Annotated in this window: 13 protein-coding genes; 5 read left to right on the forward strand and 8 right to left on the reverse strand. The window is 65.2% G+C overall.

Annotation, left to right across the window (positions count from 1 at the left end):
• Positions 1–51: 51 nt before the first annotated feature.
• The 5 genes from DYST_RS00805 to gspD are packed head-to-tail and all read left to right on the forward strand — an operon-like array spanning position 52 to position 5,793.
• Positions 52–951, forward strand: coding sequence for a general secretion pathway protein GspK (locus DYST_RS00805; RefSeq protein ID WP_239949327.1), 900 nt, complete (start codon positions 52–54; stop codon positions 949–951).
• A complete protein-coding gene (locus DYST_RS00810; protein ID WP_239949329.1) occupies positions 948–2,111 on the forward strand; it encodes a PilN domain-containing protein in 1,164 nt (387 codons plus the stop codon). The genes DYST_RS00805 and DYST_RS00810 overlap by 4 nt, the downstream gene beginning before the upstream one ends.
• Positions 2,108–2,737 (forward strand): type II secretion system protein GspM, encoded by a 630-nt coding sequence (gene gspM, locus DYST_RS00815; protein WP_102303096.1) that lies wholly within the window; start codon positions 2,108–2,110, stop codon positions 2,735–2,737. The genes DYST_RS00810 and gspM overlap by 4 nt, the downstream gene beginning before the upstream one ends.
• Positions 2,734–3,447, forward strand: coding sequence for a general secretion pathway protein GspN (locus DYST_RS00820; RefSeq protein WP_239946703.1), 714 nt, complete (start codon positions 2,734–2,736; stop codon positions 3,445–3,447). The genes gspM and DYST_RS00820 overlap by 4 nt, the downstream gene beginning before the upstream one ends.
• A 3-nt stretch (positions 3,448–3,450) precedes the next feature.
• Positions 3,451–5,793: a type II secretion system secretin GspD gene (gspD, locus tag DYST_RS00825; RefSeq protein WP_239949331.1), complete on the forward strand. Its 2,343-nt coding sequence runs from the start codon at positions 3,451–3,453 to the stop codon at positions 5,791–5,793.
• Between the two features lie 915 nt (positions 5,794–6,708).
• Here gspD and DYST_RS00830 read toward each other — a convergent pair.
• The 8 genes from DYST_RS00830 to trbE are packed head-to-tail and all read right to left on the reverse strand — an operon-like array spanning position 6,709 to position 14,849.
• Positions 6,709–6,951 (reverse strand): DUF2274 domain-containing protein, encoded by a 243-nt coding sequence (locus DYST_RS00830; protein WP_239949333.1) that lies wholly within the window; start codon positions 6,949–6,951, stop codon positions 6,709–6,711.
• On the reverse strand, positions 6,948–8,258 hold the full coding sequence (locus DYST_RS00835) for a TrbI/VirB10 family protein (RefSeq protein ID WP_239949334.1): 1,311 nt from the start codon (positions 8,256–8,258) through the stop codon (positions 6,948–6,950). The genes DYST_RS00830 and DYST_RS00835 overlap by 4 nt, the downstream gene beginning before the upstream one ends.
• Positions 8,259–8,260: 2 nt before the next feature.
• The gene (trbG, locus tag DYST_RS00840; protein ID WP_239949336.1) at positions 8,261–9,250 is read right to left on the reverse strand and encodes a P-type conjugative transfer protein TrbG; all 990 of its coding nucleotides are present in this window, start codon (positions 9,248–9,250) and stop codon (positions 8,261–8,263) included.
• Positions 9,247–9,951, reverse strand: a complete 705-nt coding sequence (gene trbF, locus DYST_RS00845; RefSeq protein ID WP_239949338.1) for a conjugal transfer protein TrbF — start codon at positions 9,949–9,951, stop codon at positions 9,247–9,249. The genes trbG and trbF overlap by 4 nt, the downstream gene beginning before the upstream one ends.
• Before the next feature lie 12 nt (positions 9,952–9,963).
• A complete protein-coding gene (trbL, locus tag DYST_RS00850) occupies positions 9,964–11,316 on the reverse strand; it encodes a P-type conjugative transfer protein TrbL (protein ID WP_239949340.1) in 1,353 nt (450 codons plus the stop codon).
• Entirely contained in the window at positions 11,313–11,639 is a 327-nt protein-coding gene (locus tag DYST_RS00855; protein WP_239949341.1) for a hypothetical protein, read from the reverse strand. The genes trbL and DYST_RS00855 overlap by 4 nt, the downstream gene beginning before the upstream one ends.
• A gap of 10 nt (positions 11,640–11,649) precedes the next feature.
• Positions 11,650–12,390: a P-type conjugative transfer protein TrbJ gene (gene trbJ, locus DYST_RS00860; RefSeq protein ID WP_239949344.1), complete on the reverse strand. Its 741-nt coding sequence runs from the start codon at positions 12,388–12,390 to the stop codon at positions 11,650–11,652.
• On the reverse strand, positions 12,387–14,849 hold the full coding sequence (gene trbE / locus DYST_RS00865) for a conjugal transfer protein TrbE (RefSeq protein WP_239949346.1): 2,463 nt from the start codon (positions 14,847–14,849) through the stop codon (positions 12,387–12,389). Before trbE ends, trbJ begins: the two co-directional genes overlap by 4 nt.
• Positions 14,850–14,854: the final 5 nt, after the last annotated feature.

Genomic DNA, 14,854 nt, shown 5'->3' on the forward strand with positions numbered 1-14,854 from the left:
ATCCTTGGAGCTTCACGACACGCTAAGCCAGGTGTTCACGGGAGGACATGGATGCCCGCCGATCGGACAGCTCGTTCAGCACATCGCGAGCGGGGTATTGCCTTGCTGGTGGTGCTATGGGCCTGCACGCTGCTGGCGATCCTGCTTGGGGGCTTCGCCACGTTGGCTCGCACCGAAGCCACGCAGACACGCTACCTGTCTACCCGGGCGCAGCTGCGCTATATCGCCGAAGCTGGCGTGATGCGCGCCATGGCCGAGATCACGGCCAAGGATGGCGGTCGATGGATAGGTGACGGACGTCCGTATGGCCTGAGCATCGATGGACAGAGCGTGGACATACGTATCGTTGACGAGCTTGGCAAGGTCGATATCAACACGGTCGATCCCCAGGTGCTTCGGAATCTGTTCGTCGCGGCGGGCATGGATGCGGCGGATGCAACTGCGCTCGCGGACAACGTGCGCGAATCACGCGATGCGGCGGGGGCGTTCAATCGCGCAGAGGGCGCGCAGCGTTACACACAGGCCGGGCAGGCAGGAGGTCCTCGTTATAGCGAATTCAACGCACCTGACGAGCTGCAGACCGTCCTTGGCATGACACCGGCCCTATACCGCAAGATTGCTCCCGTCCTCACGGTATGGTCACGGCGAGCAACGCCTGCACCAGCTTTTGCACCGCCATTGGCTCTTGCGGCGTTGCCGGGTATGGACATGGCAACGGCCAAGCGCTTCGCCTCCACGCGAGACGCGATAAACGCGAAGATGCCGTTGCCGATGCTGCCTAACGGCATGCCCATGGGCAACACACGCGGCAGTAACGTGAGAACGATTGTTGCCTCGGCAACGGGGAAGGATGGCACGGTGTCGCGCGTCAGTGCCACGGTTCGCATCGACCATGTGCGTGGCCGCGGGAGCGCCTCCATCTTGCGCTGGCAGGAGGATGCCGCGGAATGAATGCCAACACGCAAGCGTGGCGTGCCTCGATCGTACGGCGATGGCATGCGTCGCACGGTGCGCGCCTGTGTCGCTGGTGGCTGGACGAGCTTGCGCAGATGCTTCCGCTGTTCTTGAGGCCATGGTTTTCGGGTGATATCGAATGGCATGTGATCGCATCAGTAGGCGATCAATGGCAGTGGTGTTCACCGCACGCCACAACGCCCGTGGCCTGCTGGAGTGATACCGCGGCCGAGGCGCAGCAACGGGATGTGATCGGGAAGGCGCTCGATGGTCTGTCGCCTGACGCGGCGCGTTTCGTATTGCTGGTGCCAGATGCGTGGGTCTTACGCCGTCGCGTCACGTTTCCTTTGGCCGCGCGAAACACCTTGAGGCAGGTCGCTTCCTACGAGATCGATCGACAAACACCGTTCTGCGTGGCCGATGTCGTGTACGAGATCGAAGTACCTGCTTTCGCGGTGAATCATGGGCAGCTGTCGACGGAGTTGATTGTCGTTCCCCGTTCGTTGCTTGATCCGTTGTTGGCAAGGTTTCGCGAACTCGGCGTTGTGCTGGATGCGGTCGATATCCGCGAAGGCGATGGACGCAAGGGGCTGAACCTGCTTTCCCCCGTCGACGTGCCGCGGCGAACGAATCGGCGGGCTAGGCTCAACCTGATCCTTCTCGCGAGTGCCGTGTTGCTATGCACGTTCTCCATGCTTCAATGGGTGCACAATCGCGAGCTCGCGTTGCGCGTTATGCAGGACGAAGTGGCGCGCATGCAGTTGGAGGCCAAGGCGGTCTCTGTTTTGCGACAGGAGTTGCAGGACCATGCGGGGGCGACAGGATTCCTAGCTGAGCGCAAAAAGAGTCGTGTCAGCACGCTGTCGATTCTGCAAGAATTGTCGATGCGGCTTCCGCAGAATGCATGGCTGGAACGATTGAACATCGACCCTGCTGGGCAGGTCGGTATGCAGGGGCAGGGCACGCAGGCGGCGTTGTTGCTGGAAGCATTGAAGGGAGCGGCGTGGCTTGCAGAGCCCGCCTTTCAGGGATCGATACAGAAGGACGCTGTGACTAGCAAGGAACGCTTCTACATGGTGGCGCAGCTGCGCAAGCCCAACGACGGCAAACCGAAGGCCGCGCCCGCGACGCCCGCGGCGGCTGGTAGCACGCCATGAAGCTGGCCGCGCTCAAGCCGCGCGACAGCCGCATTGCGGCGATCCTGCTGTTGCTCGTCGTGCTGGTGATCGCCTATTTCGCCCTGCTGCACTGGTGGTTCGTGGCGCCGCTGCAATCCATCCATGCCGAGATGGACGACCTGCGCGACACCCACGCGCGCTACGCCTCCGCCATTGCCGAGAAACCGCAACTGCAGCAGCGCATCGCTGCGATGGGCGCAGGGCAGGCGGCCAGTCACGCCTTCTTGCCCGAAGACGACCCCAACGCCGCTGCCGCCGGCCTGATGCAGCGCGTGGTCGATACCGTAGCCGCGCATCCGCAAGGCGGCGCCTGCGACGTCACCCAAAAAATGCCCGTCACCAACCCGCCGGCGGCGCCCGACGAGCCCTACCGCAAAGTCGCCGTGAGCATCAGCCTGCGCTGTGATGTGCAGCCGCTGGCCGAGACCTTGCACGACCTGGAGCAGGGCACGCCCTACCTGTTCGTCGATGATCTGAGCATCTACCGCAACCCGGTCGCCGCCATGCAACAGGCCGCCGCCCCGTTGGAAGTGCAGTTCACCCTGTCCGGCTACGTGCACCAGCCGCGCGCGAGCGGCGACGATGCCCAGGGCGGTGCGCCATGAACGCCGCTGCCCAACGCCGCCTGACCCCGATCCTCGGGGGTGTAGCCGTACTGTTCGGTGCGCTGCTGCTGACCCTGCTGCTGGGCGTGGGCCGCAGCGTGTCCTGGGGCGCGACACGCCCGGCCACGCCACTGCCGCCCGCACACGACCAAGGCCTGCCGCCGTCGGTACCGCTGGCCCAGTTCTCCGCCGTGTGGCTGCAACCGCTGTTCAACAACGATCGCAAACCGGTGATGCACGCCGCCTCCGGCGGCGCCAGCCTGGGCGACATGTCGCTCACCGGCATCATCCTCACCCCACCGCTGCATATGGCCCTGCTGCGCGACAAAAGCGGCGACCACAACGTGCGCGTGCGCGAAGGCGACAGCTTGCCCGACGGCAGCTGGCGCCTGGTCGAGCTCAAGCCGCGCGCCGCCGTGTTCGAATCCGGCAGCGGCCGCACCGAGCTGCAACTGCCCGCCGGTGCGCCCATCGACGTGCCCAAGCCCGACAGCAACCCACCGCCGGCCCCCGCGCCCGGTGCCGCGATAGTCACCCCCGCCCCCGTGCCGCAGAACGGCCCCATGCTCAACACCACCAACACGCCCAACCCCGCCTTGCAGTCGCCCAACGGGGCCGACGCGCAAGCCGACCGCATTCGCCAGTTGCGCGACGCCATCCAGAAGCGCCGTGCCCAACAGCAAGCCGCGACACCCGAGGGAGCCCACTAAGCCATGTCCATCCAGCGCACCTCGCGGTTCACCCGCATCAGCACCCTCACCCTGGCCTTGTGGCTGGCCGGCTGCCAGAGCTTGCCGCCGACCCACGACGACGGCGCGCTGCAGCGCGAGGCCCTGGCCGGCACTGAAAAGCCGGTGCCCGCGCCGTTGAACACCCGCAACACCCCGGCCGATCAGACCACCTCGCCCAAGCCCCAAGTCACCGAAGGCACCGGCCAGTTCGTGCGTGCCACCGGCCTGGCGCAACCGCGCAAAGCCGCCAGCGGCGACGGTGCGGTGACCTTCAACTTCGAGAACCAACCCGTACAGGCGGTGGTGAAAGCCATCCTCGGCGACCTGCTCAAGCAGAACTACACCATCGTGCCGGGCGTGCAGGGCAACGTGTCCTTCTCCACCGCCGAACCGGTGGACAGCAGCCAGGCCATTCCCATCCTGGAAACCCTGCTGTCGTGGACCAACAACGCCCTGGTCATGCGCGAGGGCCAATACGTGGTGATGCCGGCCAAGGACGCCGTGGCCGGTAACCTGGTGCCCAGCCTCAACGCCGTGGCCCCGCAAGGCGGCCTGCAGGCGCGGCTGTACTCCTTGCGCTACATCTCCGCCACCGAGATGCAAAAGCTACTCAAGCCCTTCGCCCGCACCGATTCCGTGCTGCTGGCGGACCCCTCGCGCAACGTGATCGTGCTCTCGGGCACGCCCTCCGAACTGGACAACTACCAGCGCACCATCCACACCTTCGATGTGGACTGGCTGCGCGGCATGTCCGTGGGCGTGTTCAGCCTGCAACACGCCAACGTCGGCGAACTCGGCCCGCAGCTTGACCAGATGTTCGGGCCCAAGAGCGACACCCCGCTGGCCGGCATGGTGCGTTTCCTGCCGATCGAACGCACCAACGCCATCGTGGTGATCAGCAACCAGCCGCAGTACCTGCAGGAAGTGGGCGACTGGATCACCAAGATCGATCGCGGCGGCGGCAACGAGCCGGAACTGTTCGTGTACGACGTGCTCAACATCAAGGCCTCGGATCTCGCGCAGTACCTGGGGCAGATCTATACCAACGGCAGCGGTGGCGGCGGCAACGCGGGCAAGGTCGGGCCGGGGCTCAACGGCTCCACGCTGGGCGCCAGCGACAATGCCAACGGCAACGCCAGCGGCATGGGCAGTACCGCCGGCAGCTTCGGCAGCTCGCCCTCGGTGAATGGTGTGGGTGGCGGTTTTGGTGGTGCGGGTGGCTTTGGTAGCGGCGGCACCGGCGGCGCCACGGGTGGCACGAGTGGTTTTGGTAGCACGGGCACGAGCGGTGGCTTGGGTAGCAGCGGCACGAGCGGTGGCGCGGCGGGATCGCTTGGCGGCAACAACGGCAATGGCAATGTCAGCCAACAGTACGTGTCCGGGGATGGTTCCATCCGTATCAGCTCGGTGGATTCGAACAACCAGCTAATGGTGCGCGCGCGACCTTCACAGTGGACGGAAATACGACAAGCGATTCAGCGCCTGGACAACGTGCCATTACAGGTGCAGATCGAAATGCGAATTCTTGAGATCGACCTGACTGGCGACCTGCAGTTTGGTGTGCAGTGGTATCTGCAGGGGCTCGCGAACAGCAAGCCGAATGCCAACGGCATTGCAACGAGCATTTATCCCGGAGCGCATCGCCAGATCGCTCTCGGTGATGGCGGCAACCAATACGGTGGCGAGCCGTTCTTCTATTCGTTCCTGAGCAGCAACGGCAAATTCCAGGTGGCGATTCGTGCGTTGGAAACCAACGGCAACACGAAGACGCTGTCGGCACCGTCGCTGGTCGTGCTCAACAACCAAGTGGCGCATATCCAGGTCGGTGACCAGATCCCGATCAATCAAACGTCGATCGTGACGGGGCTCAGCACGGCGGGCACGACAGCCAGCAGCGTCAGCTACATCCCGACGGGTGTGATTCTGGATGTGCAGCCGCGTGTGAATCCGGGCGGTCTGGTTTATCTCAACGTGCAGCAGCAGGTAAGCAACACCAGCGGTGCGGCCAATTCGCAAGGCAACTTCACCATCCAGCAACGCGCGGTGGGCACGCAGATCGCGGTGCAGAGCGGACAGACCGTATTGCTTGGCGGCCTGATCCAACAGAATGAATCAATCACTGATGCGGGTATTCCTGGACTCAATCGCATTCCGGTGTTGGGCCGTCTTTTCGGCACGACGGAACACAAGCGTGATCGCACCGAGCTGATCGTGCTGATCACGCCGCGTGTCGTCACCAGTAGCGAGGATGCCAAGCAGATCACCGACGAATATCAGCGCAAGTTCGAGTCGCTGGCACCGTTGCGGGCGACGAACTCTGGATAGGCCTACAGAGGGGAGCGACAGGGCTCAGGCCGCCGCCATTCGTATTGCGTTGCTCTAGATGAGAACCATGTCGCATTTTTTGCGTTGGTGAAGATATGGGCAAAGGCTCAATGGAAGATCTGGCGCTCCGACGCGCGGAGCGTGATAGGGCGTGTGGCACCCATTGCACGTAGGCATCTTGGCGTGGCGAGTTGAACGCGTGAAAGCAGGTTAAATCATTGATATGTAAATGAACGGGGCGGACCGCCAAGCTCTATGTAAGTGGGACGCGGGGCTGCCATCCACAGTCCTGCAAAAAATCCATCGTTTTACGGGACTTTCCTCAGCATCGTCTGCGTAAGGGAGCGCTCGCGTGCATGGTAGGATGCGAGTCTTTCCGTCATGGCCCGGATGGCGAAACTGGTAGACGCAAGGGACTTAAAATCAGTTTTGTCAAGTCCTCGTCTCTCACGAGGCGCATGCGGGAAGCCAATAGGGACAACAATTTGCGTCCTTCTCGACGCGTGCTTCGTCGCGTTCCTCAGCGACTAGGAGCCAACTAGGAGCTGAGGAAAGTGGTGTAAGGTTTGACGTTCCACGTCATGCCCGAGTGGTGAAATTGGTAGACACAAGGGACTTAGACAATTTGAGCCCTCCGGGGGAAACCCCAGAGGTGAAGCCCGTCAAAGTCGGCGAAAGCCCTGGATGCTTCGGCAACCGAGTCAACGCCGAGCCAAGCCCAAGCCCCACGGCTGGGAAGGTGTAGAGAGCAGACGGCGGGCACCTACGGCTGCAAGGCTATGGTGAAGGCGTGCTCCAGACCACGAACAGCAAATACGCTGGCGGCGAAAGTCGAAGTGGTAAGAAAATCCCTCGACCTCACGGTCATGCCGGTTCGATTCCGGCCTCGGGCACCAATTCGGAAGCCGCCTCTGTTCACGCAGAGGCGGCTTTTTCGTTCCTGCTTTGTACGCGCTTGAATCCCCGATCAGCGGCCATGAACGCCTCCAGCATGTGCGGGATCAATACCGTGGCATCGACCGCCTCGCCGTAGGTCTGCGCGTGCAGCGCGGCATAGCGGTCGAGGTCAGATTTCAAGTTGGCTGGACACGCGAAGGTCAGCTTGATGCTCTCGGTTCGGGGCAGCGGCCCGAGACGCAGCTTGAGCGTCGTACTCATTGCGAACTCCCCCGCTGGAAGAACAGCGGCTGGTAGGGCCGCAGCACCATGTCCTTGTTCACCATCACCTCCACCGGGAGACCAGGCCGCGCCGTCAGTGTCGGCTGCACGCTCAGGTTGCGGCGCGTGATTTCCTGGCCAACCTGATTGGCCGTGTCCTGCGCGCTGTCGCGCAGCGCAAGGACCGTGTTGCCGTTGTTGAGGTTGCCCTGATTCGACATCGCCATCTCGGAGCTGACGCCCAGCAGCGTGGACAGGACCGCGCCGGCCAGGATGCGGCCCCAGTGCCAGTCCACGCCGTCTTCGAGGCCCGCGTAGCCGGCCGGGTCGATGCCGGGCAGCTTGTCGAGCGCGATCGATGAGGCATCGGGCAGCACCAGACGCAACCAGACCAGCAGCATGCGCCGCTGCCCGAACGCCACCTGGCTGTCGTAGCGTCCGATCAGCCGCGAGCCTTGCGGAATCAGCAGATAACGTCCGGTCGCGGTGTCGTACACCGGCTGCGTCACCTCGGCGATGACCTGCCCCGGCAGGTCGGAATTGATGCCCGTCACCAGCGCGGCCGGGATGACCGTGCCCGCCATCACGGTGTACGGCGAGGCCGGTGTCTGCAAGGTGCCGCCGTTGCGCGTGGCGTTATCGCCGCCCATGGCCATGAACGCTTCCTTCTGGCCCTGCCGGTTCTGCACTGCCGTCGGATCGGTGGGCTGCGCCACCGTCGAGGCCGGGCCAGCGGCCTGTGGATCGAAGGCCGCCAGATTGCTCGCCGGCGGAGTGGCCGCTGATGTCGCTGGCGCAACCGCGGCATGCTGGCCACCCGTCTGATTGCTGGTATGGAAGAACACCGATGACCCGGCGGCGGTTTCGGCTTCCTTGCGCAGCGCGTCGCGCTCGGCGGCTTCCGGGTCTTGCCCGGGCGATGTGTTGGCCAACGGCGGTGGCTGCTGCGACTGGACGATGGCCGGCCCCAGGTCGCCCGGCAGCGGCGGCCCCAGCGTCGGCACGCTGACCGCCGGCTTGGGCGGCAAGCCGGAATAATCTTTCGGAAGCTGGTCGAGTTCTTCGGAGCGCGCCACGCGATCGACGTTGTAAAGCTCGGTCGCCGTGTTGCCGGCGTGGCGATGGGGCTGCAACGACCAGAAGGTGGCCCCGATCACGGCCACGCCCAGGCCGCCAGTCAAGAACGCCAGCGTGCGCCGGTTCAGTCGCGTCACCGGACGCGGCTGCGAGCGCAGCGTCATGCTCTCCGGCGCGACCTTCGGAGCAGCGTTAGGCATGGAGGCGTCCGGGGTGTCGTCCTGGCTCATGGTCAGTTCCCCCGCGTGCCATCGGTGCGCTCGATACGCACCACGTCGCCCTTGTCACCACCGAGCCGCAATTCGGCCGCACCGAACAGGCGATCCACGATGTAGTACGGCGAACGGAAACGGTAGTTCACCAGTTGGCCGTCGCCCTGCGGGCCGATGACGAAGAGCGGCGGCAGCTCGCCCTGAGCGATGCCTGCGGGAAACTGGATATAGACCTTCTCGCCATCGTCGAAGGCACGTAGCGGCTTCCACGGCGGATTGCTGCCGCTGATCGCGTAGCGGAAATGGATCTTGTCCAGCGACAACCCGGCATTGATGGGTGCGGCAGCCTGCGCGGCCTGATCCTGCCGCTGCAACGCGAGCATCTGGTCTCTCGGGTACTCCCAGGACACCGACGCCATCCATGCCTTCTCGGTCGAAGTCAGTTCCAGCAGGTATGTCCTGCGGCTGGTGGTGATGACCAGATTGGTTTTCAGGCCGGAACGGATGGGCTTGACCAGGACGTTGACACGCAGCGCATTGCCGGCGCCGCTGGACGTGTCGCCGACGATCCAGCGCACCGTGTCGCCGGCGGCGACCGTCACCAGTTCCTCGCCCGGCTGCAAGGAAATGACCGTCACGCGGCCGGGTGCGGCATAGACCTGATACAGCGCGCCGTCGGTGAACGGCCACACCTGGATCGCATTGACGTAGCCCTCGCGCGTGGGTTCCATGCGCGCCTCGGCGTTGGCGCGCGTGACGCGCACGGTTTCGTCGGCGGGTTCGGGCGCGGGTTTGGCATCATTCGCGTCGGGTAGCGGCTTCATCTGCCCTGGCATCGGCAGCACCTTCGGCACCTCCACCACTTCGAAGGGCTTGGGCGGTTCGGGCAGCGGCTGCGCAGCAATTGGCTCGTCGAGCGAGATGCGCGGCGGCGGCTTGCCCTGCGTGGCGCAGCCCGTCAGGGCAGCAAGCATCAGCACGAAAGCGTAAAAGCGGAAAGACAGGTTCATGGCTTGGCTCCTTCGGACACATCCAGTTCGCGGCTCCACGACAGGCCGTTGACGTAGATGCCCAGCGGGTTCTTGCGCAGGCGCTGTTCGGTGCGCGGGGTTTGCAAAACAATGGAAATCACGGCGTTCCAGCGCTGGGTGCTGGCGGGCGCGTCATTGACGAAGTGCTGTTCGATCCAGCGCACGTTGAATGACGTGTCGCTCGCGCGCGTGACGCTGGTGATCTGCACGGTCACCGACTCCTTGCCCACGCGCGCGAACGGATCGTGTGTGCGCGCGTAGTCGTTGAGCACGGCCGCGCCGCGATCGGTGGTGTAGTCGTAGGCGTCGAGCCAGTTCTGTCGCACCACCACCGGATCGATGGAGAGCGAACGCACCAGCGTGATGAACTGCGCCAGGTGATAGGCGGTCTGCGCGTCCGTGGGCCTGTAGGGCGTGGCGGCTTCGCCGACCGTGCGCACCTGGCCGGCGTGATCGACTTCGATCACGTAGGGCGTGACGATGGACTGCGCGGAACGCCAGACGAGGCCGGAAGCCATCAGCACCGCGAGTACCAGACAGCCGAACGCCATCCATCGCCAGTTCTTCGCCTGCACGCGGGCTGAGCCGATGCGCTCGTCCCATAGCTGCGCCGCAGACTGATAAGGGGTGGCAGGCTGCGGCGTACTGGCATAGCGCACCTGGGGTCGCTTGAATCGCATAAGTCGTTCTCCTTACGAATCGGAATCGCCCAAGCTCGGGCCTTGTGCGGAGCCGCCGCCATCACCGCCGCGCAGCGTGTGCGCGGCCGTCGTCGCGGCGTGGCTGATCTGCTGGCGTCGATGCAGGCGCTTGGCCCAGGCGGGTTGTTTGGCATCGGGCGTGGCACCCGATGCGCCGCCTTCCGGGGCCCTGGTATCGGCTCCGGCGCTGCTCTCACCACGAAAGGCCGACGCGGTGCGTTCGCCAAACGTCCGCGCACCCGCCGCGACCTTCTGTCCGGCGACCTGCGCGCCGGTCTTGGCGACGTTGCCCACGCCGGCAGCCGCGCCCTTGAGGCCACCACCGGCTGCGGCGGAACCGGACTGGTAGGCCGAGCGCGCACCGCCGGCCGTCGAGGCGGCAGCTCGCGCGCCGCTGCCGAGGGCGCTTGCGGCAGCCGGCGCCATGCGTGCTCCGGCTACAACGGCGGCACCGACGCCGGTAGCCGCCGCACCCACGCCAATAGCGGCACCCGCTGCACCCAATGCCGCGCCGGCCATCGCGCCCGCGCCGAGCTGCGGCGCACCGGACACGAGGCCTGTCGCAATGCCCGGCCCGAAGATGCCCAGCGCGAGCATGGCGAGCGAGGCCAGCATCACGACCAGCGCGTGGTCGATGGATGGTTCGGCGGGCGTGGTCGGGAACTGGGCAAAGAGGCCCGTGCCGATGCCGACGATGACCGCGAGCACCAACACCTTGATGCCCGCCGACACCACGTTGCCGAGCACCTTTTCGGCGAGAAACGCGGTCTTGTTCCAGAGCGCGAACGGCACCAGCACGAAGCCGGCAAGCGTGGTCAGCTTGAACTCGATCAGCGTGATGAAAAGCTGCACCGCGAGCACGAAGAAGCAGACGATGACCGTGAACCAGGCGAGGAACATCACGACGATGGGCGTGATATTCACGAACACCTCGGGAAAGCCAGCCATCTGGCTGATCTGTTCGAGAATCGGCATACCGGCGTCAATGCCGGTCTTGGCGAGGTGGCCCGGTTGCAGGAACGTGTCCATGCTCACGGTCGAGCCGGTGGCCGTCAGCCCCAGGCCGGCGAACGAGCGGAACACGATGCCCGCCAGCCAGTTGAAGTTGCCGATGATGTAGGCGAAGGCACCGACATAGAGCACCTTGCGGATGAGCTTGGCCATCACGTCTTCGCCCTGGCCGGCGGCGTGTCCCAGCGCCCAGGTGAGGCCGGCGAGCGTCATGTCGATCGCCACCAGCGTCGCGGTCAGAAACGCGACCTCGCCATGCAGCAGACCAAACCCCGAGTCGATGTAGGTCGAGAAGACGTTGAGGAAATGGTCGATGATGGAAACGTCGTTCATGGCCGCGCCTCCACGGGCACACTGGAACCCGCGCCGGGGCTGTGGCCGTCGAAGCTGAGCGGGATGTCCGCAGGCAGTTCGTCCAGCGTGCGGTATTCGTCGGCCCCGGCCTTGCCCGACATAAAGCGCTGCAAATCGGCCTGATCGACGCGCGCGCAGAAAGCGGCGTCATGTTCGCCACGGCGGCACTGCGCAAGCAGCCGATGCAGCCGCGCCGGATCGGCGGCCAGCGCATCGACCGATAGCGCCCTCGGTCGGTCGCACCCGGCCAGCAGGCAGGCGACAGCGAAGTGCGCAGCAAAAAGGACGGGCGCGCGAGTCATGGCCGCCCCCTCAGTTGCCGTAGAAGTTCACGGATTGCGGCGTGTACGGCGTGCCGGTGCCAAGGAAGCGTTGCGTGATGACGCGGCCTTGTTCGACGGCGGCGGCCTGCCGCGCCAGTTCCAGCGCCGCCGCGCGGCCTTGCGTGAGCTGGAGCTGCTGCGACTCGCTGGTCTGCTTTGCCTGCAAGGCGAGAAGCTGGTTGGTCGCCTGCATGGCCTGCAAGGCGCCGGTGGCCGACTGGCTCTGGCCCACGAGGTCGGACATGACGCCTGCATCGGCGGTGACGTTCTGCGACACCTGCGCCTGCATCTGCATCGTGGTCTGCAAGCCATTGAGCGTGTTCTGCCAGCGCTGGTGCGCATCCTGGTACATCTGATTGCCGCTCACGGTCGCGGCGTACTGCTGCGGATACAGCTGCGCGAACTGCTGGTTCATGCTCTGCACCTGGAAGGCCAGCCCCTGTGCCTGCGCAATGAGCTGCTGGGTATTCGCCAGGTTCGTGCGCAACTGGTTGACCACGTTGAACGGCAGGCTCGCCAGGTTGCGCGACTGATTCATCAACGACTGCGCTTCGTTCTGGAGCTGCCGAATCTGGTTATTGATCTGCTCCAGCGTGCGCGCGGCGGTCATCGTGTTCTGCACGAGGTTGGTCGGGTCGATGACGACCCACTGCGCCTGTGCGGTGGATGCGACGCCCAGCAATCCGGCGACAGCGAAGGCGAATGAGAGGGAGCGAAGGCGGATCGTCATGGCGAGTTCTCCAGCGGTGGGGAAGCGAGGAAGGACGCGGCCAATGGCGTCCGCCTTGGAAAGTCGGGCAGCAGGTCGGCCGCCCAGTCGAGGCCGCGATGGCGCAACCACGCGCCGGCGAAACCGGGTGTGCCGGTCTGCGCCGGCACGCGGTCAATGTCTCGCTGGTCTTGCGGTGTAGATGCGCCCGCGAAGGCGAGCGTGACCGGCCCCAGGTCGAGGTCGAACAGGCGGTTGCCAGCTCTGGATTGGTAGTAGTAATCGCGCTTGGGCTGCGCGGTGGCGACGATCTCGATCTGGCGGCTGTTCAGCCCGAAGCCTTCGTAGATCGTGCGAATCTGCGGCTCGGTTGCCTGCGGGTTCGGCAGGAAGATGCGGCTGGCGCAGCTTTCGATGATCGCGGGCGCGATGCTCGAATCCTTGATGTCCGCGAGCGACTGCGTGGCGAAGATGACGCTGACGTTTTTCTTGCGCAGCGTCTTGAGCCATTGCCGGATGCGCGCGGCGAACACCGGGTCATCGAGAAAGAGCCACGATTCGTCGAGGATCAAGAGCGTCGGCGCGCCATCGAATCGCTCGTCGAAACGCGCGAAGAGATACCCCAGCACGGCCAGCACCGCCGCCTTGCTGTGCATCAGTTCTTCCATCTCGAAGCACTGCACGTCGGCCGCACCGAGCCGGTCGTGATCGGCGTCCAGCAGCTTGCCGTGCGCGCCACCGAGCACATAGGGCGCGAGCGCCTGGCGCAGCGCATTGGACTGGAGCAGCACCGACAGGCCCGTGAGCGTGCGCTGCTCGACCGGCGCGCCAGCAAGACTGCCGAGTGCCGACCAGATGGCCACCTTCTCGTCCGGGCCAACGGCGACACCTTCATGCGCCAGGCGGCCCTCGACCCATTCGGCGGCCCAGGTGCGGTAGCTGTCCTGATCGATGCGTGCGAGCGGCTGGAACGCAATCGCGCCATCGGCGCCGAGGTCGTAGTATTCGCCGCCCAGGCCCAGCGCCGTCGCCCGCATCGAGCGGCCCATGTCGAACGCGAAGATGCGCGAGCCGGGATAGCGGCGAAACTGCATCGCCAGTGTGGCGAGCAGCACCGACTTGCCCATGCCGGTCGGCCCGACGACGAGGGTATGGCCCACGTCGCCGATGTGCGTCACGAGTCGGAACGGCGTCGCGCCCTCGGTACGGGTAACGATCAAGGGCGGGCCGTCGAGATGGTCGTTCTTCTCCGGCCCGGCCCACACCGCCGACACCGGCATCAGATGCGCGAGATTCAGCGTCGAGACAATGGGCAGGCGTACGTTCGCATAGGCATGGCCCGGCACCGACGACAGCCACGCCTCCACGGCATTGAGCGTTTCGGGGATGGTGACGAAGCCTCGGCCCTGGATGGCGCGTTCCACCTGGCGCAACTTTTCGTCGGCCACGGCCGCGTCGGCATCGAACACCGTCACGGTGGCCGTGACGTAGCCATAGGCGACCTGATCGCTGCCCAGCTCCTGCATCGCGACATCGGCATCGGCTGCCTTGTTGCTCGCGTCGGCATCGACCAGCGGCGATTCCTGCTGGAAGATCGTTTCGCGCAGCAGTGCGATGACGTTCTTGCGCTTGGCGAACCATTGCCGGCGCAGGCGGCCGAGTTCCTTCTCGGCCTCGGCCTTGTCCATGCAGAGAAAGCGCGTGCTCCAGCGATAGGCAAAGCCCAGCCGGTTGAGGTCGTCGAGAATCCCTGGCCAGGTCGAGGTCGGAAAACCCCGCACCGTCACGACACGAAGATGCTGGTCGCCCAGCATCGGCGCGAGGCCGCCGATAAGCGGCGCGTCAGCCAGTAGCGCGTCGAGATGGAACGGCACCTCCGGCACGCCGACGCGGTAGCGCCGCGTCGAGATGGTGGCGTGCAGGTACGTGAGCGTTTCGCTGTCGTCGAGCCAGTCGATTTCCGGCATTACGCCGTCGAGCAGATCGAACACCCGGTCGGTTTCCGCGACGAAGGCGGCGAGCCGTTCGCGCCAATCCACGCCGCGGGTCGCGGTGTTTTCGTAGAGCAGCTTGGCCGCGCGGGCACGGGACTCCTCCGGCGGCAGGTAGGCGAACGTGACGTGATAGCCGCTCTCGAAGTGGTTGCCCGATTCCTCGAAGGTCGCACGCCGTTCCTCGTCCACGAGCCAGGACAGCGGTTCGGGGAAATCCGATGGCGGATAGTGCGCGGCGGGTCGACGTTCGGCTTCGATGAACAGTGCCCAGCCGGCGCCGAGCCGGCGCAGCGCATTGTTCAAGCGCGCGGACGTGGCGATCAGCTCACCTTGCGTGGCGCTGTCCAGGTCTGGTCCGCGAAAGCGCGCCGTGCGCTGGAACGAACCATCCTTGTTCAGCACGACGCCGGGTGCGACGAGGCCCGCCCAGGGCAGCCAGTCGGCGAGCAGCGCCGGACGCTGGCGATATTCGGCGAGGTTCAGCATGGGCC

Source organism: Dyella terrae, from assembly GCF_022394535.1.
Classification (GTDB): domain Bacteria; phylum Pseudomonadota; class Gammaproteobacteria; order Xanthomonadales; family Rhodanobacteraceae; genus Dyella.